Annotated in this window: 18 protein-coding genes; 9 read left to right on the top strand and 9 right to left on the bottom strand. The window is 70.5% G+C overall.

Annotated elements, in window-relative coordinates; genetic code table 11:
* The first annotated feature begins 11 nt into the window (after nucleotides 1-11).
* From ACQGNW_RS10035 to ACQGNW_RS10010, 6 genes are all read left to right on the top strand, one after another.
* Nucleotides 12-917, top strand: coding sequence for a dihydrodipicolinate synthase family protein (locus ACQGNW_RS10035; protein ID WP_426663010.1), 906 nt, complete (start codon nucleotides 12-14; stop codon nucleotides 915-917).
* A 1-nt stretch (nucleotide 918) separates the two neighbouring features.
* Nucleotides 919-2,517, top strand: coding sequence for an aldehyde dehydrogenase family protein (locus tag ACQGNW_RS10030; RefSeq protein WP_426663009.1), 1,599 nt, complete (start codon nucleotides 919-921; stop codon nucleotides 2,515-2,517).
* On the top strand, nucleotides 2,514-3,722 hold the full coding sequence (locus ACQGNW_RS10025) for a M24 family metallopeptidase (RefSeq protein ID WP_426663008.1): 1,209 nt from the start codon (nucleotides 2,514-2,516) through the stop codon (nucleotides 3,720-3,722). The genes ACQGNW_RS10030 and ACQGNW_RS10025 overlap by 4 nt, the downstream gene beginning before the upstream one ends.
* A 55-nt stretch (nucleotides 3,723-3,777) precedes the next feature.
* Nucleotides 3,778-5,553 (top strand): DUF885 domain-containing protein, encoded by a 1,776-nt coding sequence (locus ACQGNW_RS10020; RefSeq protein ID WP_426663007.1) that lies wholly within the window; start codon nucleotides 3,778-3,780, stop codon nucleotides 5,551-5,553.
* 80 nt (nucleotides 5,554-5,633) lie between these two features.
* Complete coding sequence (locus ACQGNW_RS10015; RefSeq protein WP_426663006.1) at nucleotides 5,634-7,202, top strand: APC family permease; 1,569 nt, start codon at nucleotides 5,634-5,636, stop codon at nucleotides 7,200-7,202.
* Between the two features lie 107 nt (nucleotides 7,203-7,309).
* Nucleotides 7,310-7,549 (top strand): hypothetical protein, encoded by a 240-nt coding sequence (locus ACQGNW_RS10010; RefSeq protein ID WP_426663005.1) that lies wholly within the window; start codon nucleotides 7,310-7,312, stop codon nucleotides 7,547-7,549.
* A 12-nt stretch (nucleotides 7,550-7,561) separates the two neighbouring features.
* Here ACQGNW_RS10010 and ACQGNW_RS10005 read toward each other — a convergent pair whose 3' ends face one another.
* The gene (locus ACQGNW_RS10005; protein ID WP_426663004.1) at nucleotides 7,562-8,449 is read right to left on the bottom strand and encodes a LysR family transcriptional regulator; all 888 of its coding nucleotides are present in this window, start codon (nucleotides 8,447-8,449) and stop codon (nucleotides 7,562-7,564) included.
* A gap of 92 nt (nucleotides 8,450-8,541) precedes the next feature.
* Here ACQGNW_RS10005 and ACQGNW_RS10000 point away from each other — a divergent pair, with 92 nt between their 5' ends.
* The 3 genes from ACQGNW_RS10000 (at nucleotide 8,542) to ACQGNW_RS09990 (ending at nucleotide 11,788) form a co-directional block, all read left to right on the top strand.
* A complete protein-coding gene (locus ACQGNW_RS10000; RefSeq protein ID WP_426663003.1) occupies nucleotides 8,542-9,567 on the top strand; it encodes a YeiH family protein in 1,026 nt (341 codons plus the stop codon).
* 236 nt (nucleotides 9,568-9,803) lie between these two features.
* Nucleotides 9,804-10,559, top strand: coding sequence for a helix-turn-helix domain-containing protein (locus ACQGNW_RS09995; protein WP_426663002.1), 756 nt, complete (start codon nucleotides 9,804-9,806; stop codon nucleotides 10,557-10,559).
* Nucleotides 10,560-10,714: 155 nt separating this feature from the next.
* Nucleotides 10,715-11,788, top strand: coding sequence for an alpha/beta hydrolase family protein (locus ACQGNW_RS09990; protein WP_426663001.1), 1,074 nt, complete (start codon nucleotides 10,715-10,717; stop codon nucleotides 11,786-11,788).
* Between the two features lie 67 nt (nucleotides 11,789-11,855).
* Here ACQGNW_RS09990 and tsaB read toward each other — a convergent pair whose 3' ends face one another.
* The 8 genes from tsaB to ACQGNW_RS09950 form a co-directional block, all read right to left on the bottom strand.
* Nucleotides 11,856-12,554: a tRNA (adenosine(37)-N6)-threonylcarbamoyltransferase complex dimerization subunit type 1 TsaB gene (gene tsaB / locus ACQGNW_RS09985; RefSeq protein WP_426663000.1), complete on the bottom strand. Its 699-nt coding sequence runs from the start codon at nucleotides 12,552-12,554 to the stop codon at nucleotides 11,856-11,858.
* Nucleotides 12,555-12,665: 111 nt separating this feature from the next.
* Nucleotides 12,666-13,805, bottom strand: a complete 1,140-nt coding sequence (lldD, locus tag ACQGNW_RS09980) for an FMN-dependent L-lactate dehydrogenase LldD (RefSeq protein ID WP_426662999.1) — start codon at nucleotides 13,803-13,805, stop codon at nucleotides 12,666-12,668.
* 45 nt (nucleotides 13,806-13,850) lie between these two features.
* Nucleotides 13,851-14,618 carry an ABC transporter substrate-binding protein gene (locus ACQGNW_RS09975; protein ID WP_426662998.1) on the bottom strand — a complete coding sequence of 256 codons (768 nt, stop codon included), beginning with the start codon at nucleotides 14,616-14,618 and terminating at the stop codon, nucleotides 13,851-13,853.
* 25 nt (nucleotides 14,619-14,643) lie between these two features.
* Nucleotides 14,644-15,042, bottom strand: coding sequence for a nuclear transport factor 2 family protein (locus ACQGNW_RS09970; protein ID WP_426662997.1), 399 nt, complete (start codon nucleotides 15,040-15,042; stop codon nucleotides 14,644-14,646).
* Entirely contained in the window at nucleotides 15,039-17,000 is a 1,962-nt protein-coding gene (yoaA, locus tag ACQGNW_RS09965) for a DNA repair helicase YoaA (RefSeq protein WP_426662996.1), read from the bottom strand. The genes ACQGNW_RS09970 and yoaA overlap by 4 nt, the downstream gene beginning before the upstream one ends.
* A 546-nt stretch (nucleotides 17,001-17,546) precedes the next feature.
* A complete protein-coding gene (locus ACQGNW_RS09960; RefSeq protein WP_426662995.1) occupies nucleotides 17,547-18,077 on the bottom strand; it encodes a tetratricopeptide repeat protein in 531 nt (176 codons plus the stop codon).
* A gap of 2 nt (nucleotides 18,078-18,079) precedes the next feature.
* Nucleotides 18,080-20,428: a penicillin-binding protein 1B gene (gene mrcB / locus ACQGNW_RS09955; protein WP_426662994.1), complete on the bottom strand. Its 2,349-nt coding sequence runs from the start codon at nucleotides 20,426-20,428 to the stop codon at nucleotides 18,080-18,082.
* Nucleotides 20,429-20,680: 252 nt separating this feature from the next.
* Nucleotides 20,681-23,278, bottom strand: coding sequence for a glycosyltransferase family 2 protein (locus tag ACQGNW_RS09950; RefSeq protein ID WP_426662993.1), 2,598 nt, complete (start codon nucleotides 23,276-23,278; stop codon nucleotides 20,681-20,683).
* Nucleotides 23,279-23,434 lie beyond the last annotated feature (156 nt).

The raw sequence follows: 23,434 nt of genomic DNA, 5'->3' as shown, positions 1-23,434 counted from the left end.
GGTAGCTGACCATGAGCAACGCATCCATCTGGCACGGCGTGATTCCCGCCATCACCACGCCCTTCACCGCCGATGGCCAGGTCGATCACGACTTCCTCGCCACACACGCACGCATGCTGATCGACAGCGGCTGCAAGGGCATCGTGCCGCTGGGCTCGCTGGGCGAGGCGGCCACGCTGACGTTCGACGAAAAGCTGGCGATCATCCGCGCCCTGGTGAAGGCGCTCGACGGGCGCGCGCCGGTGATCCCCGGCATCGCCGCGCTGTCCACCGACGAGGCCGTGCGCCTCGCCCGCGAGGCCAGGGCGCTGGGTGCGTCCGGCCTGATGGTGCTGCCGCCCTACGTGTACTCGACCGACTGGCGCGAGATGGGCGCGCACCTGCGCGCGGTGATCGCGGCGACCGACCTGCCCTGCATGCTCTACAACAACCCGATCGCCTACAAGACCGACTTCTCGCCCGAGCAGATCGCCGAGCTCGCGCACGCGTTCCCGAACGTGCAGGCGGTGAAGGAATCCTCCGGCGACGTGCGCCGCTTCGCTGCGCTGCGGGCGCTGCTGGGCGACCGCCTGGAACTGCTGGTAGGCATGGACGATGCGATCGTCGAAGGCGTGGCGATGGGCGCGCGCGGCTGGATCGCCGGCCTGGTCAACGCCTACCCGAAGGAATCGGTGAGGCTGTTCGAGCTGGCGCGCGACGGCGGCGCCGATGCGGCGGCCGAACTGTATGCCTGGTTCCTCCCGCTGCTGCGCCTGGATACCGTGCCGAAGTTCGTGCAGCTGATCAAGCTGGTGCAGGAAAAGGTCGGCCAGGGCAGCGAGCGCGTGCGCGCGCCGCGGCTGGCGCTGCATGGCGCTGAACGCGAGGCCGCCCTGCGCGTGATCGACCACGCCATCGCCCACGCGCCGGTGCTCTGAGATGGCCGCGCAGCCCCTGCTGATCGCGGGCAACTGGCGGCCAGCCAGCGAACTGTCCGCCACCTTCCGCGCCGAGGACCCGGCCACCGGCGGCGCCATCGGCGCGGAGTTCCCGGTCAACGGCGCGGCCGACGTCGAGGCCGCCGTCGCCGCCGCCGCCGCGGTGGCGGATGAACTGGCGCGGATGCCGCCGGAACGGATCGCCGCCTTCCTCGACGCCTACGCCGACGGCATCGAGCGCGACGCGGAAACGCTGGTCGCGCTGGCCCACGCGGAGACCGCGCTGCCCGCGGAAACCCGGCTGGCCAAGGTGGAACTGCCGCGCACCAGCGGCCAGCTGCGCCAGGCCGCGCGCGCCGTGCGCGGCTTCAGCTGGACGCAACCGGTGATCGACACGGCGGCGGGCCTGCGCAGCCATCGCGCGCCGCTGCACAAACCGGTGCTGGTGTTCGGGCCGAACAACTTCCCGCTCGCCTTCAACGCGATCGCCGGCAGCGATTTCGCCTCGGCGATCGCGGCGCGCAATCCGGTGATCGCGAAGGCGCATCCCTCGCACCCGGCCACCAGCGAGCGGCTGGCGCAGCTGGCCCATGCCGCGCTGCGCGAAGCCGGCCTGCCCGCGGCGGCGGTGCAGATGCTCTACCAGTTCGATCCGGCGCTGGGCCTGAAACTGGCCGGCGATCCGCGCCTGGGCGCGATCGGCTTCACCGGCAGCCGTGCCGGCGGCCTGGCGCTGAAGGCCGCCGCCGACGCGGCCGGCGTGCCGGCCTACCTGGAACTGTCCAGCGTCAACCCGGTGTTCCTGCTGCCCGGCGCACTGGCCGAGCGCGGCGCCGCGCTGGCCCAGGAATTCTTCAGCTCCTGCACCATGGGCAGCGGCCAGTTCTGCACCAATCCCGGCGTGGTGGTGGTGCCGCGCGGCGGCGACGGCGATGCCTTCGTCGCCGCCGCCGTGGCGCATTTCGGCAACGCCGCCGCAGGCGTGCTGTTCTCGCGCGGCGTGCTGGAGCACCTGCAGCGCAACGTGGAGATCCTGCGCGGGGCCGGTGCCGAACTGCTGGTCGGCGGCGCCGCGACCGGGCCGGGCTACCGCTATCGGCCGACCCTGCTGCAGGTGGACGCCGCGCAGTTCCTGCGCGCGCCACAGGCCCTGCAGACCGAGGCGTTCGGCCCGGTCGGCCTGCTGGTGCGCGCCGACGATGTCGCGCAGATGGCCGCGCTGGCGGCCGCGTTCGAAGGCAACCTCACCGGCACGCTGTACAGCGCCACCGACGGCAGCGACGCGGCGGCCTGGGTGCAGGTCGCCGATGCCCTGCGCCCGCGCGTGGGCCGACTGGTCGGCAACCGCATGCCCACCGGCGTGGCGGTGAGCCCGGCGATGAACCACGGCGGCCCCTGGCCCAGCACCGGCCATCCCGGCTTCACCGCGGTCGGCATGCCGGCGGCGATCCAGCGCTTCACCGCGCTGCACTGCTACGACCACGTGCCGAACGAGCAGTTGCCGCCGGAGTTGCGCGACCGCAACCCGGGCGGCGTGGCGCGGCAGATCGACGGCCACTGGTGCGTCGACGACGTCGATGTCCGGACGCCGGCCGCATGACGCCGGCCCGGCAGATCGGCGGCCTCGACCCCGCCCAGGCGCAGGCGATGCTGGCGCCGTGGCCGACACCGGCCGCGGCGATCGCCACCGCCGAGTACGAACAGCGGCTGGAACGCGCCCGCGCGTTGCTGCGCGAACAGCGCATCGATGCGCTGCTGATCACCGCAGGCGCCTCGCTGCGCTATTTCAGCGGGATCGGCTGGGGCGCCAGCGAGCGGCTGCTCGGCCTGCTGCTGACAGCGCACGGCGAACCGCTGGTGATCTGCCCCGCGTTCGAGGCCGGCTCGCTGGCGCACGTCCTGCGCATCCCGGCCAGCCTGCGCTACTGGGAGGAACACGAGGACCCGCAGGCGCTGGTCGCCGACGCGCTGCGCGAGCGCGGCGCCGGCAGCCTCGCGCTCGACCCGGCCGCGCCAAGCGTCGTGGCCGAACGCCTGCGCGCGGCGCTGGGCGGCAAGCCCGTGGTCGACGCCAGCGCCATCATCGACGGTTGCCGCATGTGCAAGTCGCCAGCCGAACTCGCGCTGATGCGACAGGCCACCGCGATGACACTGCAGGTGCACCGCCTCGCCGCGGGACTGGTCCGCGAAGGCATCGGCAGCGTCGAGCTGACCCGCTTCATCGATGGCGCGCACCGCGCGCTGGGCGCCGACAACGGCTCCACCTTCTGCATCGTGCAGTTCGGCCACGCCACCGCGTACCCGCACGGCATCCCGGGCGAGCAGTGGCTGGCCGAGAACGACCTGGTGCTGATCGACACCGGCTGCAGCGTGCAGGGCTACCAGTCCGACATCACCCGCACCTACATCTTCGGCCAGCCGACGACCGAGCAGGCGCGCATCTGGGCGCTGGAACAGGCGGCGCAGCGCGCGGCGTTCGAAGCGGTACGTCCCGGCGTGACGTGCGCGGCGGTGGATGCCGCCGCGCGCGCCGTGGTGGAACGCGCCGGACTCGGCCCCGACTACCGTTTGCCCGGCATCCCGCACCGTACCGGGCACGGCTGCGGGCTGAGCATCCACGAGACGCCCTACCTGGTGCGCGGCAACGCCACCGGATTGCAGCCGGGCATGTGCTGCAGCGACGAACCGATGATCGTGCTGCCCGGCTGCTTCGGCGTGCGCCTGGAGGACCACTTCCACGTCACCGACGACGGCGCCGCCTGGTTCACGCTGCCATCGCCCGCCATCGACCAGCCATTTGCCTGACTGCCCCGGCGCCATGCCGACGACGCATGCGCCACAGCCACCGGAAACCCCGCTCATGAGCAAGCTGTTCGCCAGCCTGGGATGCGCCGTCTGCCTGGCCGCCACGACGATGCAGGCGCATGCCGACGACGCTGCCGGCCGCTTCCGTGCGATCTACACGCGGGAGTGGGCGTGGCGCCAGGACCAGTTCCGCGGCCTGGACGACGAGGACAGCCAGGGCGCACCTTCCGACCACCTGCCCAGGGTCGACGCCGCAGCCCAGGCGACGCGCGAACGCTACTGGACCGACGTGCTGGCGAAACTCGACGCCATCAAGCCGGCCGAACTGCGCGGCGAGGACGCGGTCGACTACGCGGTCTACCGCAACCAGATCGAAACCCTGCTGGCCGACCAGCATTTCCGCACCTGGGAAATGCCGTTCAACAGCGACTCGGGCTTCTGGAGCGACCTGGGCTTCACCGCCCGCGCCAGCCACGCCACGCTGCAGGAATACCGGGACTACATCGGCAAGCTGCGCGACATCCCGCGCTACTTCAGCGAGGAGACCGACAACATGCGGCTGGGCCTGGCGCGCGGTTTCAGCCAGCCGAAAATCGTCCTGCAAGGCCGCACGCAGTCGATCAGCGGAGTGATCGACGCGCCCGGCGAGAACAATCTCTTCTACACCCCGTTCCGGCGCATGCCAGCGGTCATCCCCGCTGCCGAGCAGGCCGCGCTGCGCGCCGAAGCGCTGGCGGCGATCAGGAACGCGGTGGTCCCCGCCTACGCGAAGCTGCTTCGCTTCATGCAGGACGAATACATCCCCAGGGCACGCGCCGGCATCGCCGCCGAGGACCTGCCCGACGGCAAGGCCTTCCACCAGGCGCAGATCCGCGAATACACCACGCTGGACATGAGCGCCGATGCCATCCACCAGCTCGGCCTCGCGCAGATGGCGGTCATCCACCAGCAGATGCTGGACACCATCAGGCAGGCGGGCTTCAAGGGCAGCCTCGCCGACTTCCTGCATTTCCTGCGTACCGATCCCCGCTTCTATGCGAAGACGCCGGACGAGCTGCTCAAGGACGCGGCGTGGATCGCCAAGGAAGTGGACGGCAAGATCGGCGACTACATCGGCCGACTGCCCCGCCGCCGCTTCGCGATCGAACCGGTGCCGCCCGACCTGGCGCCGATCTACACCGGCGGCCGCGGCGGCCCCGGCATCTACCTGGTCAACACCTACAAGCTGCCCTCGCGCCCGCTGTATTCGTTGCCCGCGTTGACCCTGCACGAGTCCTCGCCCGGCCACGCCTTGCAGATGCCGCTGGCGGCGGAGACGCGGGGCCTGCCGGACTTCCGCCGCTATGCATACATCTCCGCCTACGGCGAAGGCTGGGCGTTGTATTGCGAATACCTCGGCCAGGAAATGGGCATCTACCACACGCCTTACGAGCAGTTCGGCTACCTGAGCTACCAGGCCTGGCGGGCGGCACGGCTGGTGGTGGACACCGGCATCCATCACCTGCACTGGACCCGCCAGCAGGCGCAGGACTACCTGCGCGCCAACACCGCGCTGGCCGACCACGAGATCGAGACCGAGGTGGACCGCTACATCGCCTGGCCGGCGCAGGCGCTGTCCTATTACCTGGGAGAGATGGCCATCCGCGAGGATCGCGCGCGCGCCGAGAAGGTGCTGGGCGCGAAGTTCGACATCCGTGCCTTCCACGACGCGGTGCTGTCCACCGGCTCGGTGCCGCTGCCGGTATTGAACGCGCGTATCGACCGCTTCATCGCCGACGGCGGCAAGTCGCCCTACGCCGACGACAATCGTTGCGGATGCAAGTCGCCATGACCAAAGCGGCACTGGCGGATCTCCGCCAGCGCCGCGCGGAAAGCCCGAGCCATCCTTCCCAAGCCGCCGGATCACGCCGCATGCCATCGACGGGAAAATTCCATCGCCAGCTCAGCCTCACCGACCTGACCTTCATCGGACTCGGCGCGATCTTCGGTTCCGGCTGGCTGTTCTCGGCCAGCCACGTCTCGGCGATCGCCGGACCGGCCGGCATGCTGTCCTGGCTGATCGGCGGCGCCGCCGTGCTGCTGCTCGGCATCGTCTATTGCGAGCTGGGCGCCGCCCTGCCCCGCGCCGGCGGCGTGGTGCGCTACCCGGAGTATTCGCACGGACTGCTGCTGGGTTCGCTGATGGGTTTCATCACGCTGATCGCATTCTCCAGCCTGATCGCGATCGAGACCGTGGCCTGCCGCCAATATGCGGCGGCCTGGTTCCCCGCGCTGAACCGCGACGCGGCGGGCAACCCCACCGTGCTGGGCTGGCTGGTGCAACTGGCGCTGCTGACGCTGTTCTTCGCGCTCAACTACTTCAGCGTGAAGACCTTCGCCAAGGCCAACAACCTCATCAGCATCTTCAAGTTCGTCGTGCCGCTGCTGGTGGTCGTCGTGCTGCTGGCGCACTTCCAGCCGCGGAACATGAGCGTGCACGGCTTTGCCCCGAACGGATTCGGCGGCGTGGAAGGTGCGGTTTCCGCCGGCGGCATCATCTTCGCGTACCTGGGACTGACGCCGATCATCTCGGTCGCCAGCGAGGTGCGCAGCCCGCAGCGCACGATCCCGGTCGCGCTGATCCTCTCGGTGCTGCTGTCCACCGTGATCTACCTGCTGCTGCAGGCGGCCTTCCTGGGCAGCATTCCCACCCGCATGCTGGCGCAGGGCTGGGGCGGCACAGGCACGATGTTCTCGCTGCCGTACCACGACATCGCGCTGACCCTGGGCATCGGCTGGCTGGCCGCGCTGGTGGTCTGCGACGCGGTGATCTCGCCCAGCGGCACGGGCAACATCTACATGAACGCCACGCCCAGGGTGATCTACGGCTGGGCGCGCAGCGGCTCGTTCTTCAAGGTGTTCGCCCGCATCGACGGCAAGTCCGGCATTCCGCGCCCTGCGCTGTGGCTGAGCTTCGCGCTGTCGGTCTTCTGGACCTTGCCGTTCCCCTCGTGGCAGGCGCTGATCAGCGTGGTCTCGGCCGCGCTGGTGCTGAGCTACGCCGTGGCACCGGTCACTGTTGCGGCGCTGCGCCGCAACGCACCGGAGCTGCCGCGGCCCTTCCTGGTGCGCGGCTTCGGCGTGATCGGGCCGGCCTCGTTCGTGATCGCCACGCTGATCGTGTACTGGTCGAGCTGGCAGACGGTGTCGTGGCTGCTGGGGCTGCAGATCGTGCTGTTCGCGATCTACGTGCTGTGCCGGCTGCCATCCCCCGGCGGCCGCGCCAGGCTGCGCCAGGAGGTGCACTCATCGTGGTGGCTGGTCGCCTACTACGCGTTGCTCATCGCACTGTCCTGGCTGGGCACCTTCGGCGGCCGCGGCATCATCGCCCATCCCTGGGATACCGCGGCCGTGGCCCTGGCCGGCCTGGTCATCTACTACTGGGGCGCGCGCACCGGCGTGCCCGCGCACCTGCTCGACCTGGGCAGCGACGACGACTGACGCGGCAGGGCCTGTCTCCCGCTGCGTCCGCGCCATTCATCACCTGCCACCAACGATCCAGCGCGTTAGCAAGCCGCATTCGCCGCACTGGCCTTGGCCTCGGGGGCATGCGCGCATTGCGCCCTCGCCTGCCGGCAGCTGCGGCGCCTGCGCCGTTCTCCACCTCGTGCGCATCCACCCGTGGCTGCGCGGTACGCGCGACACGACCTCGCTGCAACGCGCATGGCAGCTTCCTGTTCATCGGGAAGGGCGGCAAGGTGATCGGCATGGGTGGCTTGCCGAACGACACCGCCATGCCGCCGCCGGCAGTGCAGCAGGCCGGCAGGCTGATCGCCGGCCGCAGGTGATCCCCGCGCCGCTCAGCGGCCGAGGCCGGCCTGGGCAATGAAGGCGTCCAGCAGCGCGCCACGGTATTTCTGCCGATGGATCAGCATGGAGAGCTTGCGGCGCAGGTCGAGGAACGGCGTCTTCAGCGCCTTCAGCCGGCCGGTGGCGAGTGCATCGGTGACCGCCACCTGCGGCAGGCAGGCGATGCCGAGCCCGGCGATCACCGCCTGCTTGATCGCCTCGATCTGGTCCAGCTCCAGCACGGTCTCGCCGGGCGGCAGCTGCGACAGCACGCGTTCGCTGATGGTACGGGTGGCCGAGCCGGGCTCGCGCATCACCCAGCGCGCACCGGCGAAGTCGGCGGGCCTGAGCACACGCTTGCGCGCCAGCGGATGATCCGGTGGCGCGCATACCACCAGCAGGTCGTCGCGCCAGGGCCGCACCTCCAGTTGCGGATGCGTCACCGGCCCTTCCACGCAACCGAGGTCGAGGCTGTGCTCCAGCATCGCCGCGGCAATCGCATCGGTGTTCGCCACGCGCAGGCGGATCGCCACCTGCGGATGCGCGCGCACGAATTCGCCCAGCAGCTCGCCCACGCGGTAGTTGCCCACCGTGTTGCTGGCACCGATGCGCAGCTCGCCGGAGAGCGCATCGCCGTCCTCGCGACCGCGGCGGCCGAATTCGGCGTGCCGCTCCAGCAGCTCCTGCGCCAGCGGCAGCAACTCGCGGCCGCGCGGGTTGAGGCGCAGCCGGCCGCGCTCACGGGCGAACAACGGCGCGTCGAGCTGGCGCTCCAGTTCGGCCAGCGCCATGCTGGCTGCCGGCTGCGTCATGTACAGCCGCTCGGCTGCGGCGCGCACGCTGCCCAGCAGCGCGATCTGCACGAACACCTCGAGCTGGCGCGGGCTGATGTTGTTCATCACTGGATCTTATACGAACAATCAGATATTCCAAGTTTTTCTGATTGATGGCGGCGAGGACAATGGCGCGCATCCCCCCAGCGCACCGCCCCATGAACACACCGCTCGCCACCGCCCTTGCCCGCCCCACCCTGCGCAGCCGCGCCCCCGGCCTGCTGCTGGCCGTCGCCATCGCGCTCGCCGCCTGGTGGCTGGGCCGACGGCTGCCGCTGATCGGCGGGCCGGTGATCGGTATCCTGCTCGGCATCGCGGTGCGCAACCTGTTCTCGCCCGACGCCCGCTTCACGCCGGGTATCGTGTTCGGCGGCAAGCAGGTACTGCAGTGGTCGATCATCGCGCTGGGCTTCGGCCTCAGCCTCACCCAGGTGGCGAAGACCGGCCTCGAATCGCTGTCGGTGACCCTGGTGACGCTGACGGTGGCCTTCCTCAGCGCGTGGGCGCTGGGCCGCTGGCTGGGCGTGCACGACAAGCTGAAGATCCTGATCGGCGTGGGCACAGCGATCTGCGGCGGCTCGGCGATCGCCGCGGTGACGCCGATCATCAAGCCGGACGAGCACGACACCGCGTTCGCGATCTCCACCATCTTCCTGTTCAACGTGGTGGCGGTGCTGCTGTTCCCGCTGCTCGGCCACCTGCTGCACCTCAGCGACCTCGGCTTCGGCCTGTGGGCCGGCACCGCGATCAACGACACCTCCTCGGTGGTGGCGGCCGGCTACAGCTACAGCAGCGCCGCGGGCGACTACGCCACCATCGTCAAGCTCACCCGCGCCACGCTGATCATCCCGATCTGCCTGATCCTGGCCTTCGCGGTGGCCGCGCGCGAGCGGAAGAACGGCGCCGCCGACTTCAGCCTGCGCCGCATCTTCCCGTGGTTCATCCTGTGGTTCCTGGTGGCCTCGGCGCTGCGCACCGCCGGCCTGGTTCCCGCCGCCATCCTGCCCGCGCTGCACGACGCCGCGGAATTCCTCATCATCGTGGCGCTCACCGCGATCGGCCTCTCCGCCAACCTGCGCAGGATGATCGCCAGCGGCGCGCGGCCGATCCTGCTGGGGCTGGGCGTGTGGGCGGCGGTGTCCGTGAGCAGCCTGGCGGTGCAGTTGCTGATCGGGCGGCTCTGAGCGCCGGCGGCGCCCGCAGCCGCCCCGCCGGGAAATCCGCGCACCGCACGCCGACGGCAGCCTCGCCCCTGACGCCGGGCTGCCGTCGGCAGGCAAGACCGGCCGGGGCCGGCGGCGCCGTTCGCCACCGTTGGGATGCCGTGCCACTGGCGCTATGCTCAGGCTCCTCCGACTCGCCCGGCGTTACCTCATTGATACTGTTTGACCAGGCAGGTGCGGGAAAGCGAACCGCGCGGATGCTGGCGGCGCCGCGGCCGCTGCAGCCCTTCGTCGAGCACATCTGGACGCAGGGGGACATTTCCGCCTCGCTCGACCAGGCCTGGCGCATTCCGCCGGACGCCAACCCGTACCTGATCTTCACGGCCTGGGCAGCGGCGGCAGGCGGCCCCCGTACCCGCTGCATGCTGGTCGGTCCGTACGCGGGCTTTCTGGACATTCCGGTGCATGGCCGCGTATTCACCTGCGGCGTCCGGCTCAGGCCGGGCGTGCTTCCCCTGCTGACCGGGCTGCCGGCAGGTGACATGACCGGCCGCGCGGTGCCCGTCGCCGAGATCTTCGGCGCCCGTGGCCGGCAGCTGCTGGAACAACTGGGCGAACCCTCCTCGTGGGACGGGGCGCCGCTGCGGCTGGCGGCCTTCCTCGCCCGCGAGTTCGCGAAACACCAGCACTTCCGGCCGCTCCCGGTGCGGCGCGCCGACAGCGTCCGCGACCTGGCGGAAATCACGGGACTGGCGACCAGGACACTGCATCACCGGGTCACCCAGGACATCGGACTGGCGCCCAAGCTCTGGCTTCGCATCGAACGCCTGCATCGCGCCATCGCCAGCGCCTCGGGCCGCGTCCGGCCATGGAGCGACGTCGCGGCCCATTGCGGCTACGCGGACCAGGCGCACCTGGTGCGCGAATTTTCCGAGCTTCTGGGCGAACCGCCGACCGTGTGGAGCCGGCGCAACCCCTTCCTGCCCGCGGCCGAAGCGGTCTCCGCCAAGTGACCGCGGCGCCGCCGCGGCGCGACCGTCTTGCCAATTTGTTCAATACGGCCGGGCTCCGGTGGACCATAGTGCCGTGGTGGGGATTGCCGCCGCGGGATCGATCGCGATCCGGGCCGCTCCCCGGCCGTCATCCGTCTTCCACCAGAGGCCTTGCCATGGGCATGCATCACCGTCGCTTGCGAATCTCCTGCTGGCTCGTGCTGTGGCTGGGCTGCGCCTTTGGCGCCGCGGCGCAGACCCCGGCGGGCGTCGGCTTCGCGGCGATCACCATCCACGATCCGGTCAGCGGCGGCGCGATGCCCGGCTACGTGTTCTACCCCAGTGCGCGGGCGAGCGGCGCGACCCGCATCGGCCCCTATCTGCTGCACGCAACGCGCGATGCACGCCCGCTTGCGGGCGCGAAGCCGCTGGTGGTGATCTCGCACGGACACGGCGGCTCCGACCTCGGCCACCACGACCTCGCGGTGTATCTGGCCGGCCACGGCTTCGTGGTTGAGACGCTGGAACATCCCGGGGACAACTATCACGACACCGGCGGCACCGGGACGGCGCAGGTGCTGGTGGGCCGCCCCATCCAGGTCAAGGCTGCGATCAGCCGCCTGCTGGGCGATCCGCGCTGGGCCGCATTGATCGATCCCGGCCGGATCGGCGTGGCCGGCTTCTCCGCCGGCGGCTACACCGCCTTGCTGAGCGTCGGTGCGATACCGCGCTTCGACCGCTTCGTTTCGTATTGCCAGGCTCACCCCGGCGACATCGGGTCCTGTGGCACGCCGACATTCATCGCCGGCCTGCTGCACCGGTCCGGCCAGCCCAGCGTGCGGGCCTACATGGACGCGATGCAGAAGGAACTCGGTCGCTGGGGCACGACTGCCGACCCGCGCATCAAGGCGGCGTTCGCGATGGCCCCGCTGGGCCTGGTCTTCGGCCCTTCCGGGCTGGCGCATGTCGACCGCCCGGTGTTCCTGTACTACGGCCAGCACGACCAGGTGCTCTCACCCCGCTACAACGCGTTGCACGTCGCGCCGCTGATCAGGACGCTGGCCGGGATCAAGAGGGTTCCCGCAGCGGGCCATTACGTCTTCCTGTCGCCCTGCTCGCCGCAGCTGGCGAAGGAAGCGCCGGAGCTTTGCGTCGATCCGCCCGGCGTGGACCGTGTCGCGGTCCACCGGCAAGTGGATGCCGACGCACTGGCGTTCTTCCGCAAGACGCTGGGCGCACCAGCGCGCTGAGATCGTTCCGCTTCGGCTGCACCGCGGCTTGCAGGCGTCCGTGCGGATCGCCACGGCCGCTGACGGCTCAGGCCTTGCCCTGCTCCACCAGCGTCAGCGCCACCTTGTCGCGCAGGTAGACCGGCAACGCGAGTTCCGGCGGCTGCGCACGGCCCGCCTTGAATTCGCGCGCGGCAAGTTCGGCCACGTGCACGGCTTGCGGATAACGGTTGCCATCGGCGAAACGCGGCACTTGCCCCAGGCGCTCGCGCAACACCGCTTCGTAGGTGGCCCAGCCGCTGCCGACGACCTGCCACGCCGCCGCCTCCGGCAGCAGCAGCGCGTCGGCGGTGCAGACGCGTTCGCGATCCAGCGCGACCAGGCCGCCTGCACCGTCGCGTCGATAGGAGGCGGCGTAGATCTCGCCCATGCGCGCGTCGATCACGGCAAGGATGGCGGTGTCGTCTTTGCCGTCGTCCGGCGCTTCCAGCGCCAATGCGGCGAGCGAGGAGACGGTGACCACCGGAAGATCCAGCGCCAACGCCATGCCCTGCGCCAGCGACACCGCGAGACGCACGCCGGTGAATGCGCCGGGGCCGCGGCCCACGGCGATCACGTCCAGCGCGTGGCGGCCAAGGCCCGCTTCGGCCAGCAGCTCGTCGGCCATCGGCAGCACGCGCTCGGCGTGGCGGCGCGGCGCGAGTTCGCTGCGGGCGATCACCTCGTCGCCATGGATCAGGGCGACGGAGCAGGCTTCGGTGGCGGTTTCGATGGCAAGCAGGTTCATGGCGACGCCATGATACCGGCTGCTGGCGTGCGCGACGGGCGCTGCCGAAGGCGGCAACGGCCAGTCCGGGGCCACCGCGGAGGCATTGCGGAGGAAACAGCGGTCCGGACGCTAGGCAACGCCGACCAGGCTGTCCCGCGTGATTTCCGCGATCGATCTCGCGCCGGTCAGCGTCATCGCCACGCGCATCTCGGCGGCGATGAGGTCGAGCAGGTGCGCCACGCCGCGTTCGCCGGCCGCGGCCAGCGCATAGACGAAGGGTCGGCCCAGCAGCACGCCGTCGGCGCCCAGCGCCAGCATGCGCACCACGTCGAGGCCGGAGCGCACGCCGGAATCCGCGAGGACGGCGAGCTTGCCCTTCACCGCATCGGCAATGGCGGGCAGCGCACGCGCGGAGGACGGCACGCCGTCGAGCTGGCGTCCGCCGTGGTTGGACACCACGATGCCGTCGGCACCGAAACGCACCGCCTCGCGCGCATCCTCAGGGTCGAGGATACCCTTGAGCACCATCGCGCCCTTCCAGGCGTCGCGGATCCACTGCAGGTCGCGCCAGCCGATCGCGGGATCGAAATTCTTGCCGAGCCAGCCGATGTAGTCCTTGAGCCCGATGCGGCGGCCGAGGTAGGCCGACACGTTGCCGAGGTCGTGCGGGCGGCCGCGCACACCCACCTGCCATGCCCAATGCGGATGCAGGCAGGCCTGCCACGCGCGGCGCAACGCGGCGTGCGGGCCGGACATGCCCGAATGCCTGTCGCGGTAGCGCGCACCCGGCACCGGCATGTCCACAGTGAACACCAGCGTGCGCACGCCGGCGGCCCAGGCGCGATCCAGCGCGTTCTTCATGAAGCCACGGTCCCTGAGCACGTAGAGCTGGAACCAGATCGGCCGCGACAGCTGGCCCTGCACTTCCTCGATGGGGCACACCGACACCGTGGACAGGGTGAGCGGCACACCCTTCGCCGCCGCCGCACGCGCCGCCTGCACCTCGCCGCGCCGTGCGTACATGCCGGTGAGCCCCACCGGCGCCAGCGCCAGCGGCAAGCTCAGCTTCTCGCCGAAGAGTTCGGTGGAGAGATCGACCTCGCCGACTTCCCTGAGCACGCGCTGGCGCAAGGCGAGGCCGCGCAGGTCCTCGACGTTGCGGCGCATGGTCTGCTCGTCGTAGGCACCGCCGTCGATGTAGTGGAACAGGAAGGGCGGCAGGCGACGTTGCGCAGCCGCGCGGTAATCCATCGTCGAGGAAATGGTCATCGCGGCACTTTGCTACGGGGTGATGCCCCGCGCAATGTCCGCAGCTCACCCCGACGCCGCGGCGATGGCCTGGCGCAGCTGCCGGTAACCCTCCACCAGGCGCGGGCCGGGGCGGCCGAGGAAAGCCTCGCTGATCGCGCGGATGCGCCCCGCCGTCACGGCGGGCACGTCGACCCAGCCTTCGCGGCGGCGTACCACGTCGGCGCGGTAGTTCTCCACCTTCACCCCGCACCAGCTCATCACCACCACGTCGGGCGCGGCTGCGGCCGCCGCGGCGTTTTCCAGCGGCACGCTCTTCGCGTCCACCCCGCCCCACGGATTGCGGCCGCCCGCGCGCACCACGAGGTCGTTGACCCAGGAGCGCTTCGCCGCGGCGATCACCGGCCTGGGCCACCACTCGACCAGCACCGCGGGGCGCGGCCCGCGCGGTTCGACGCACGGCATCGCGCCCTCCATCTGCGCCACCAGCGCTTCGCCGCGCCCGTCCACGCCGAGCGCGGCGGCGATGCGGCGGATGTCGCCGTACACGTCGGCCAGCGACTGCGGGTCGCATACCAGTGTCCGCAGCCCCGCCGCCTGCAGCGCTTCCACCACGCGCTCGTGGCCGGGCACGGTGAGCGAAGTGAGCACCAGCTCGGGCGCAAGCGCCAGCACCGCATCCACGTCGAGGTCGAGGTCGCGCCCCGTCTTCGGCAAGCCGGCGACGGCTTCGGGCGGATAGTCGGAATCCGCGTCCACGCCGACCAGCATCTGCGCGCAACCCAGCGCGCAGACGATCTCGGTGTTGGAACAGGTGTGGGAGAAGACGCGCATGACGGGTTTCCGGGTGCTGTTCCGCTCAGGCCTCCGCCACCAGGGTGCCCTGGTGGTACACGATCTTCCAGCCGTCCGGATCGCGCCGCCAGACCGTGGCGCGGCGCGTCACCCGCTCGCCCTGGCGCAGGGTGTAGGTGAGCAGGTAGACCGCGTCGGCGAGCCGGCGGCAATGGAATCCGCTGGTCTCCCACGGGTCCGGCTGCGGATTCCGCTGGCGCTCGTCCAGCACGTCGAGCACGTACTCGCGGCTGTAGCGGAGGCCGGACGCGCCCACTTCCCAGAAATCCTCCGCCGTCATCGCGCAATGGTCGGCGCGCGTGACGCCGAATTCCGGGCGGTGGAAGATCGGCTCGCGCCGGCGCAGCTCCTCCAGCACGGGCAGCAGCGCGGGATCGGTGTGCAGTTCGGGTTCGCTGTTCATGCGGCGGACTCCTCGCGGCCATCGACGGCTGGTGCGAAGAACGCCCGCACCTCGGCCAGCGCGCGGGTGCGCGGCATCGGCGGCAGGCTGGCAAGGAACAGCCGGCCATAACCCTTGCCGGTGATGCGCGGATCGCACAGCACCAGCACGCCGCGGTCGGTGATGCTGCGGATCAGCCGGCCGGCACCCTGTTTCAGCGCGATCGCCGCGGCCGGCACTTGCCAGCCCATGAAGGGGTTGATGCCCTGCTGCTCCAGCGCCTCCAGCCGCGCCGCCAGCACCGGGTCGTCAGGCGCGGCGAAAGGCAGCTTGTCGATCACCACCACGCCGAGCGCGTCGCCCACCACGTCCACGCCTTCCCAGAAACTGGCCGCGCCCAGCAGCACGCCGTGGCCGGAATGGCGGAACTCTTCCAGCAGCTGGTGGCGCGGCGCCGTGCCCTGCACGAACAGCGGCCAGGGCACGCGCGTCGCCAGCAGCTCGGCGGCGCGGCGCAGCGCGCGGTGCGAGGTGAACAGCAGGAAGGCGCGGCCGTTCGACGCCTGCAGCACCGGCAGCACGGCGTCGAGCACGCGTTCGGTGTAGTCGCGCGCGGCGGGATCAGGCAGGCCTTCCGGCAGGTAGCACAGGGCCTGCCGCGCGTAGTCGAACGGGCTTTCCAGCGCCAGCGTCCGCGGCTCGTCGAGGCCCAGCTGACGCGCGAAGTGGTCGAACTGCCCGGCCACCGACAGCGTGGCCGAGGTGAACACCCACGCGGCCTCGCTGCGCTCGCGCATCGCGCGCAGCGGCGCGGCGAGATCCAGCGGTGTGGCGTGCAGCGCGAAGCCGCGCGGGAACAGCTCGAACCAGCGCACGTCGCGCTCGGAGTCCTGGTCGAGGATGCGCTCCAGCCGTTCCGCCAGCAACGCGGCGCGTTCGTGCGCGTTGGCCAGCCCGCGCGAACGCTCGGCCTGCGAGGCAAGCAGATCGGCCAGCGTGGCCAGCAGTTCGCCGAGTTCGCGCAGGCCTTCGCGCACGGCGGCCACGGCTTCGAGCGCACCGAACGCGCCGCGCGGCGGCAGCGGCTCCATCGCCAGCCGCAGGCGGCGCAGCGCGTCCTGCAGCGCTTCCACCGGCTCCAGCAGCAGGCCGATCGCACCGGTGACGCCGCTGCATTCGCGCAAGGCGTCCTGCGCCAGTTCGGCGAGCTGGCGCGCGCTCACGCTCTGCGAGAAGAACTGCCCGGCCAGCTCGGGCACCTGGTGCGCCTCGTCGAGCACGAAGGCCGCCGCGCCGGGCAGTATCTCGCCGAAGCCCTCCTGCTTCAGCGCGAGGTCGGCGAACAGCAGGTGATGATTCACCACCACCAGCTGCGCCTCCTGCGCCTCGCGGCGCGCCTTCACCACGTGGCAGTCGTCGTAGAACGGGCACTCCACGCCGAGGCAGTTCTCCGGCGTGGAGGTGACGCGCGGCCACAGCGGCGACTCCTCCGGCACCTCGGCCAGTTCCATGCGGTCGCCACGGCGCGTGCGCGCCGACCAGGCGCGGATCGTCGCCAGTTGCGCGGCCTGCGCCCGGTCGAACGAGGCGCCCTCGCGCACCGTCTGGTCGAGGCGGTACAGGCAGAGGTAGTTCGCGCGCCCCTTCAGCAGCGCTGTCTTCAGCCGCGCGCCGAGCACGCCAACGACTTTCGGCAGGTCGCGGAAATACAGCTGGTCCTGCAGCGCCTTGGTGCCGGTGGAGACGATCACCCGCTCGCCCGAGCGCAGCGCGGGCACCAGGTAGGCGTAGGTCTTACCGGTGCCGGTGCCGGCCTCGGCGATCAGCGTCTCGCGCCCCGCGATGGCCTCGGCCACCGCGGCGGCCATCGCCTGCTGCGCCGCGCGCGGCACGAAGTTCGGCAGCTCGCGCGCGAACGGCCCTTCGGCGCCCAGCAGCGCTGCGACGGCGGCGGGCGTCGTGTCGTCGGAGTCGATCATCGTTGCAGTATCGCCCGGCCCGCGCGCGGGGCAAACCCGTTTCGCGCCGGCAGCGCCGCGATCGCGAGGTCTCCCGGCAAGCTGGCGACATGGGGGTGCCGCCAGGTTGCCGGGAAAGCGCCGCTGTCGCACGCACTTCGCGCCCTCCCGGCGCAAACCCGCATGCTTGCCGGGCAAGGCATGCGTACCACTCCCTGACCGCCGATCCCGCCTGCATTGCGGAGCCGACTCCCCGAACGGAAAGCCCGCACCGCCGGCTCGGGCAGGAAATACGTCTTCGCCTGCCGCCGGTTGTCCCGGCACACGCGTCCCGGGTTCGGACGCGCTCGCGCCAGGCGGTGGGCCGCCATAGCCAAGCCGTCCGCCTGCCACGGACCGGGCCGCGTAGTCGCAGGGGATATCCGTGTTGCCGGATCGCCGTTCCGTTGCCGACGAGCCGCTGGCCGTCGCGGCCGCAGGCCGGCTTGCCACCAGTCAGACGTTCGAGGGACGGGAAATTGAAATGGCGGCGACGCGCCCCGGAGCCGTGGCGGCCCGGTCAACCGCTCAGAACCGGTTGACGCCCTGCACGTGGCACTTCGCCACCCATTTCTGCGCGGTGGCCGCGCCGGCGGCATCGGCGGCCTCCTGGCGCAGCTGGACGATGGTTTCCCAGTTGCGCGCGCATAGCGGGCCGAGCTTGGGCCCCAGCGTCCAGGACTGCCGGGCCAGCTTCTGCGCCAGCGCGTAGTTGCGCTGGTACACCGCCACTTCGGCACGGTCCTGCAGCAGTTCCGGCGAATCGGGGCTGCGCTTGAGCGCCTGGTCGAGCAGGGCCGCCGCCGCGTCGTAACGGCCAGCCTGGATGTCGGCCTGGGCCGCCTGGCGCCAGGCGCCGATGCCGGGGTCGGCCAGCGGCTGCACCGCGATCACGGACTGCTCGCGTTCGCCGGCCGCATGGATCGCCGCCACCATGCCGGCGGGTGCCAGCGCAGGGCGCTGCGGCGCCTCGACCGGCGCCGGCGTGGCGCAGGCCGCCAGCAGGGCCGCCGCCAACGGCAGGGGCCACGCGCGCAGGGATCGACGGACGTCGGACATGCTCAATTTCCACCAGGGGGTTGGGCGGCCGCGGGGGCCGCAGCGGGATTGACCGGAACAGCGCCGGAGGCCGCCGCCGGGTTGCCGCCGCCGAACAGCGTCTGCCAGAAGCAGCCCTCGACGTCGCCGGGCAGCGAGCCGGTCACCACCGGCACCTGTTTCGCGCCGGAGCACTGCGGCTCGGTGGGCTTGCCATCGGCGGGATTGACCCAGGCCATCTGCAGGCCATCGCCCGGTGCGGGGGACAGCGGCCGGGTGGGCAGCTTGGCGAACAGGTTGCGCCAGACGCGCAGCGCGCCGGTGGCGCCGAACAGGTGCGCGGGCTTGTTGTCATCGCGGCCCATCCAGAACACCGCGAGGTGCTCGCCGGTGAAGCCGGCGAACCAGCTGTCGCGCAGGTCGTTGCTGGTGCCGGTCTTGCCGGCGACGTGCAGCGAGGCCAGGCTGGAATCGCCGAGCGAATGCGCGGTGCCGTACAGCGCCACCTGCTGCATCGCCCAGGTCACCAGTCGCACCGCCTCCTGGTATTCGCCCTTGCCGCCCCGCACCTCGTAGCGCTTGATGGTGCGCCCGTTGCCGTCCACCACGCCGCGCACGGCCAGCAGCGGCAGCGCGTGGCCGTCGGAGGCGATGTATTCGTACATCTGCGCCACTTGCAGCGGCGCCAGATCCAGCGCGCCGATCAGCAGCGAGGGGCCGGAGTTCACGTCGGTGAGTCCGAACGACTGCAGGAACCCGCGGATGCGCGGCAGTCCCACCGCCAGCCCCAGCCGGATGCTGGCGAGGTTCCACGACTGCGCCAGCGCGTCCACCATCGGCACCATGCCGTGGCTCTGGCCGTCGTCGTTGTGCGGCTCCCACAGCGTGCCGTTCTGCATGCGCATGCTGATCGGGCTGTCGTCCAGCGCGGTGGCGAGATTCCAGCGCGAGGGATCGCTCAGCGCCACCAGGTACACGAAGGGCTTGATGGTGGAGCCGATCGGCCGCTGCGAGTCGAGCGCACGATTGAAGCCCTGGTCGCCGGGGATTTTGCTGCCCACCACCGCCAGCACGCTGCCGTCGTGGGCGTCGGTGACCACGCCGGCGGCCTGCGCGGCGTCGGCGCGCTTGCCCAGTTCCTTCATCGTGGCGGTGATGGCCTGCTCGGAGTAGATCTGCGCGGCCGGGTCCAGCGTGGTGAAGATCGACAGGTTGCCCGCGCGCAGCGTGTCCTCGTCGAAATCGCTGGTGATCTGCTGGCGCACCAGCTGCATGAAGGCGGGGAAGCGGTCGTGCGGCAGCTGGCCGTTCCTGATCACGTCCAGCGGCGTGGCCTGCGCGGCCCTAGCCTGTTCGGGCGTGAGCAGGCCGGTGTCGGCGAACTCCTGCAACACCAGGTTGCGGCGCGACAGCGCGCGATCGGGATAGCGGCGCGGATCGTAGTAGCTCGGCCCCTTCACCAGACCCACCAGCATCGCGATCTCCTGCGGGCGCAGGTCGCGCAGCGGGCGGCCGTAGTAGAACTCCGAGGCCGCGGCGAAGCCGTGCACCGCCTGGTCGCCCTGCTGGCCGAGGAACACCTCGTTGATGTAGGCCTCCAGGATGCGGTCCTTGCTGTAGTGCATCTCCAGCAGCAGCGACATCAGCGCCTCGTTGACCTTGCGCGTGAGCGTCTGCCTGCGGCTGAGGAACAGGTTGCGCACCAGCTGCTGGGTCAGCGTGGAAGCGCCCTGCACGGTATGGCCGGCACGCAGGTTGGCGAAAGCGGCGCGCAAGATCCCGCCGAAGTCGATGCCGATGTTGTGCTTGAAAGTGCGGTCTTCCACCGCCTGCAGGCCGCCCACCAGCAGCGGCGGCAGATCGGCGAGGTGCACGATGCGCCGGTCCACCTGCTTGGCGCCGTACACGGTGGCGATGCGCGCGGGATCGAGATGGGTGAGCGCGATCGGCCTGCCGGTGGCGAGGTCGCGCACCGACGCGACCGTTCCCCTGCCCAGCGTCACCTCGATGCGCTTGGGCAACTCGCCGCCCTCCGGCCCGGCGTAGCCGCGCGAGGAGATCGTGTAGCGCGCGCCCTTCTTCGTCCAGCTGCCCGGCACCTGGCCGTGGCCGTCGTCGTTGTAGCCGGCAAAGGTGAGCTCCAGCTGCAGTGCCGCCGGCGTCATCGGCTCGCCCGCGGCCAGCGGCAGCGGGCGCGCGAACACCCGCGTGGGCACCGCGAACACCAGGTCGTTGAAGCGCTCCTGCACGCGCTTGTTCAGCACCAGCGTGTACGGCAGCACGAAGCCGACCAGCAGGCCCAGGCCGATCCAGAACGGAATGCGCAGCCACGGCCAGCAGGCGCGGACGAACGAGCGGGTTCGGGTCAGCAACGCGGGAAAATCCTGGGCACGGGACTCCGATGATAGGGCCTGCTACCCGGCGCGCATCTGAACGAAATCGGCGCTAATCGGGGCGGAAGCAGTCCCCAGCGCTGCCCGTGGGTCCGGATTCATCCCGACCTGCCCGGCATGTCGGGCTGAAGCCCGTGCCTGCGGCTTGCGGGGGCCGCGTGTGCCTCATTCCGGCGGCCGGATAGCGAAAAAGCGCCGTACCTGATTTCAAGACGTCGCCAAGGCGACGTCTTAGCCGGCCTTGTCCCCCGCCCGGTGCGCGATCCAGGCGCCGATCACGGCCGAGACGTAGGGGACCGATTGCGCCGCGAGGATGAACATCCACAAGGTACCTTCGACGTAGCGCGTGCCGTAGCCGAGCGCCATGCCCACGATGCACAGCATCAGGGCGACCGCCATCAGCAGCTCCTCGCGCACCGGGGCGAACGCGGCGAAGCTGCTGCCGCCCATGCGCCGGCTCTTGGCGGTCACCACGAACGAGGTCTTCTGGCGTGTCAGGCCGTGCAGGATGCCGCGCGCGATGGCGTGGCTGAGCCCCATGCTGGCCAGCGAGGCCATCAGGGTGTCGTACCAGCCGCAGGGCACGCGGGCGCGGTACAGCACGATGCCGAAGATCGCCTTGGCGAAGAAGAAGCCGATCACCGGGATCAGGAACAGCTGCATCGGCAGGCTGAAGTACTGCGGGAACGCCACCATGCCCGCGGTCCAGAACAGCGCCATCAGCGTGAAGATCAAATGCAGCGCATCGGCGAACCAGCTGAACCAGCCGGTGAGGAAGTGGAAGCGCTGGCCGCTGGACAGGGGGCCCTTCCTGGTCATCCAGCTCCAGCGGCCCTTGAGGATCTGCATCGCGCCGAACGCCCAGCGGTAGCGCTGGCTCTTGTAGGCCTTGAAGTCGGCCGGGGTGAGGCCCTTGCCCATCAGCTCGTCGACGTAGACCAGGTCGTAGCCGGCATGCATCAGGCGCAGGCCGAGCTCGGCGTCCTCGCAGATGGTCCACTCCGACCAGCCACCGGTGCCTTCCAGCGCCGAGCGCCGGACCATGGTCATGGTGCCGTGCTGGATGATCGCGTTGCGCTCGTTGCGGTGGTGCATGCCGATGCGGAAGAAGCCGTCGAACTCCCACGCGGTCATGCGGCGGAACCGGTTGTGCTCGAAATCGCGATGCGACTGCGGGCACTGCACCACGGCCACCTTCGGGTCGTGGAAGTAGCCGGTGAGGGTGGACAGCCAGTCCGGCCGCACCACGTAGTCGGCATCGATCACCGCCACCACCTCGGCCTCGGGCGCGGTTTCCTTCAGGCCGAAGTTCAGCGCGCCGGCCTTGAAGCCGGGCCACGGCTCCAGGTGGAAGAAGCGGAAGCGCTTGCCCAGCTTCTCGCAGTACTCCTGCACCGGCTTCCATACCGCCGGGTCCTTGGTGTTGTTGTCGATCACCAGCACTTCGAAGTTGGCGTAGTCCAGTTCCGCCAGCGAATCCAGCGTCACCTGCACCATCTCCGGCGGCTCGTTGTAGCAGGCCAGGTGGATCGATACGAACGGCTGCTTCTCGGGGATGTCCGGGCGCAGCATGCCCGCCTCGCGGACCCATTCCCTCCTCCACAGCACCTCGGTGAACTCGAAGCCGTTGATCAGCAGGATGGCGAGGATCGCGATCTGCGCCGGGAACAGCAGCACCAGCATCGTCCAGTCCACCCAGCTCAGGTAGAACTGGAACGGCAGCGTGGCCGACCACACGATCAGGCCGCAGGCAAGCTGGATCAGCGCGCAGAAGAAGAAACGCCCGGTGAGCTTGAAACGGGCGAAGCGTCGCGCGAACCAGATCATCGGCAGCAGCGCCAGCAGGCTGGCGGCCAGCGCCTTCCACGGCCAGGCGGTGTCCTCGGTCACCGGGCCGGTGAACGGGAACTTCGGCTGGCGGTCGGCGTTGAACATGCCCCAGTACGCCTCGGTGCGGCCCGAGAGCTGCTCCTTCCACGGCTGGTCGAACGCCTCCATCACGTAGTAGTCCAGGTGCAGCTGCTTGGCCACGTTGAACCACTGGCGCAGGAAGATCGCCTCGTCGGACACCGACGGGTAGGCGTATTCGTGCCGGTCGCCGTTCGATGGCCAGCCGATCTCGCCGATCACGATGTGCTTGTTCGGGAACATCCGCTGCAGGTTGTCGTAGCTGCCCAGCGCGGCACCGATGGCGTCCTTGCGCGGGATGCCGTTCCAGTACGGGAACAGGTGCACGGTGATGAAGTCCACGTGCCGGGCGAGCTCAGGGTACTTCTCCCAGATGTAGTCCGGCTCGGCGGTGGACACCGGCTGGTGCAGCGCGGCGCGCACCCGGTCCAGGTAGGCCATCAGCTTTTCGGGCGGGATGTCGTTGCGGAACAGCACCTCGTTGCCCACCAGCACCCGGTTGATGGTGCCTGGGTAGCGCCGCGCCTGGGCGATCAGGGCAGCGATCTCCCTGTCGTTGTTGTCCAGCCGGGCGTCGATCCACGCGCCGGCCAGCACCTTCAGCCCGTCGCGCTCGGCCAGCCGCGGGATCTGCGGGTTCTGCAACATCGAGTAGGTACGGATGTTCGGGCTGTACTGGCGCAGCAGCCTGAGGTCGCCGTCGATCTGCTCGTCGGTGGGGAAGTCGTTCTTCAGCGGGCTCTGGTAGCGCTGGAACGCCGACAGCGCGAAGCCGCCGATCGGGCCATGCCAGTCCTCCGGGCCGTGCGGGCGATTGCTCCACCACCACAGGCCGATGTTCAGCGCGGCCACCACCAGGGCCAGCACGACGGCGGCAAACAGCGAAGGGCGGCGGTGGAGGTTGGAAGGGTCGGCGCTCAAGAAAATCCCCGTGGGCGCCGCTCCGGGCGCGGGCCAAGCCGCGTGAGCTTAACCAATGCATGGCGACGGTCACAATAAACGGCGGCCATGGCGGTCAGCGCAAGCTCAGGCCGGGCGGCGTGCCGCCGACCGCACCGAACGGCAAACGCCCCCTGC

The organism is Rhodanobacter aciditrophus, assembly GCF_050026795.1.
Taxonomy (GTDB): Bacteria; Pseudomonadota; Gammaproteobacteria; order Xanthomonadales; family Rhodanobacteraceae; genus Rhodanobacter_A.
This window is presented reverse-complemented; position numbering and strand designations above follow the sequence as displayed.

Excerpts from the sequence above, each read along its gene's own strand:
- ACQGNW_RS10010 (WP_426663005.1), top strand. The coding sequence starts at position 7,310 with ATGCGCGCATTGCGCCCTCGCCTGCCGGCAGCTGCGGCGCCTGCGCCG.
- ACQGNW_RS10015 (WP_426663006.1), top strand. The coding sequence starts at position 5,634 with ATGCCATCGACGGGAAAATTCCATCGCCAGCTCAGCCTCACCGACCTG.
- ACQGNW_RS10000 (WP_426663003.1), top strand. The coding sequence starts at position 8,542 with ATGAACACACCGCTCGCCACCGCCCTTGCCCGCCCCACCCTGCGCAGC.
- ACQGNW_RS10005 (WP_426663004.1), bottom strand. The coding sequence starts at position 8,449 with ATGAACAACATCAGCCCGCGCCAGCTCGAGGTGTTCGTGCAGATCGCG.
- ACQGNW_RS09975 (WP_426662998.1), bottom strand. The coding sequence starts at position 14,618 with ATGCGCGTCTTCTCCCACACCTGTTCCAACACCGAGATCGTCTGCGCG.
- ACQGNW_RS10020 (WP_426663007.1), top strand. The coding sequence starts at position 3,778 with ATGAGCAAGCTGTTCGCCAGCCTGGGATGCGCCGTCTGCCTGGCCGCC.
- ACQGNW_RS09960 (WP_426662995.1), bottom strand. The coding sequence starts at position 18,077 with ATGTCCGACGTCCGTCGATCCCTGCGCGCGTGGCCCCTGCCGTTGGCG.
- ACQGNW_RS10030 (WP_426663009.1), top strand. The coding sequence starts at position 919 with ATGGCCGCGCAGCCCCTGCTGATCGCGGGCAACTGGCGGCCAGCCAGC.
- tsaB (WP_426663000.1), bottom strand. The coding sequence starts at position 12,554 with ATGAACCTGCTTGCCATCGAAACCGCCACCGAAGCCTGCTCCGTCGCC.
- yoaA (WP_426662996.1), bottom strand. The coding sequence starts at position 17,000 with ATGATCGACTCCGACGACACGACGCCCGCCGCCGTCGCAGCGCTGCTG.
- ACQGNW_RS10035 (WP_426663010.1), top strand. The coding sequence starts at position 12 with ATGAGCAACGCATCCATCTGGCACGGCGTGATTCCCGCCATCACCACG.
- ACQGNW_RS09995 (WP_426663002.1), top strand. The coding sequence starts at position 9,804 with ATGCTGGCGGCGCCGCGGCCGCTGCAGCCCTTCGTCGAGCACATCTGG.
- lldD (WP_426662999.1), bottom strand. The coding sequence starts at position 13,805 with ATGACCATTTCCTCGACGATGGATTACCGCGCGGCTGCGCAACGTCGC.
- ACQGNW_RS09990 (WP_426663001.1), top strand. The coding sequence starts at position 10,715 with ATGGGCATGCATCACCGTCGCTTGCGAATCTCCTGCTGGCTCGTGCTG.
- ACQGNW_RS09970 (WP_426662997.1), bottom strand. The coding sequence starts at position 15,042 with ATGAACAGCGAACCCGAACTGCACACCGATCCCGCGCTGCTGCCCGTG.
- ACQGNW_RS10025 (WP_426663008.1), top strand. The coding sequence starts at position 2,514 with ATGACGCCGGCCCGGCAGATCGGCGGCCTCGACCCCGCCCAGGCGCAG.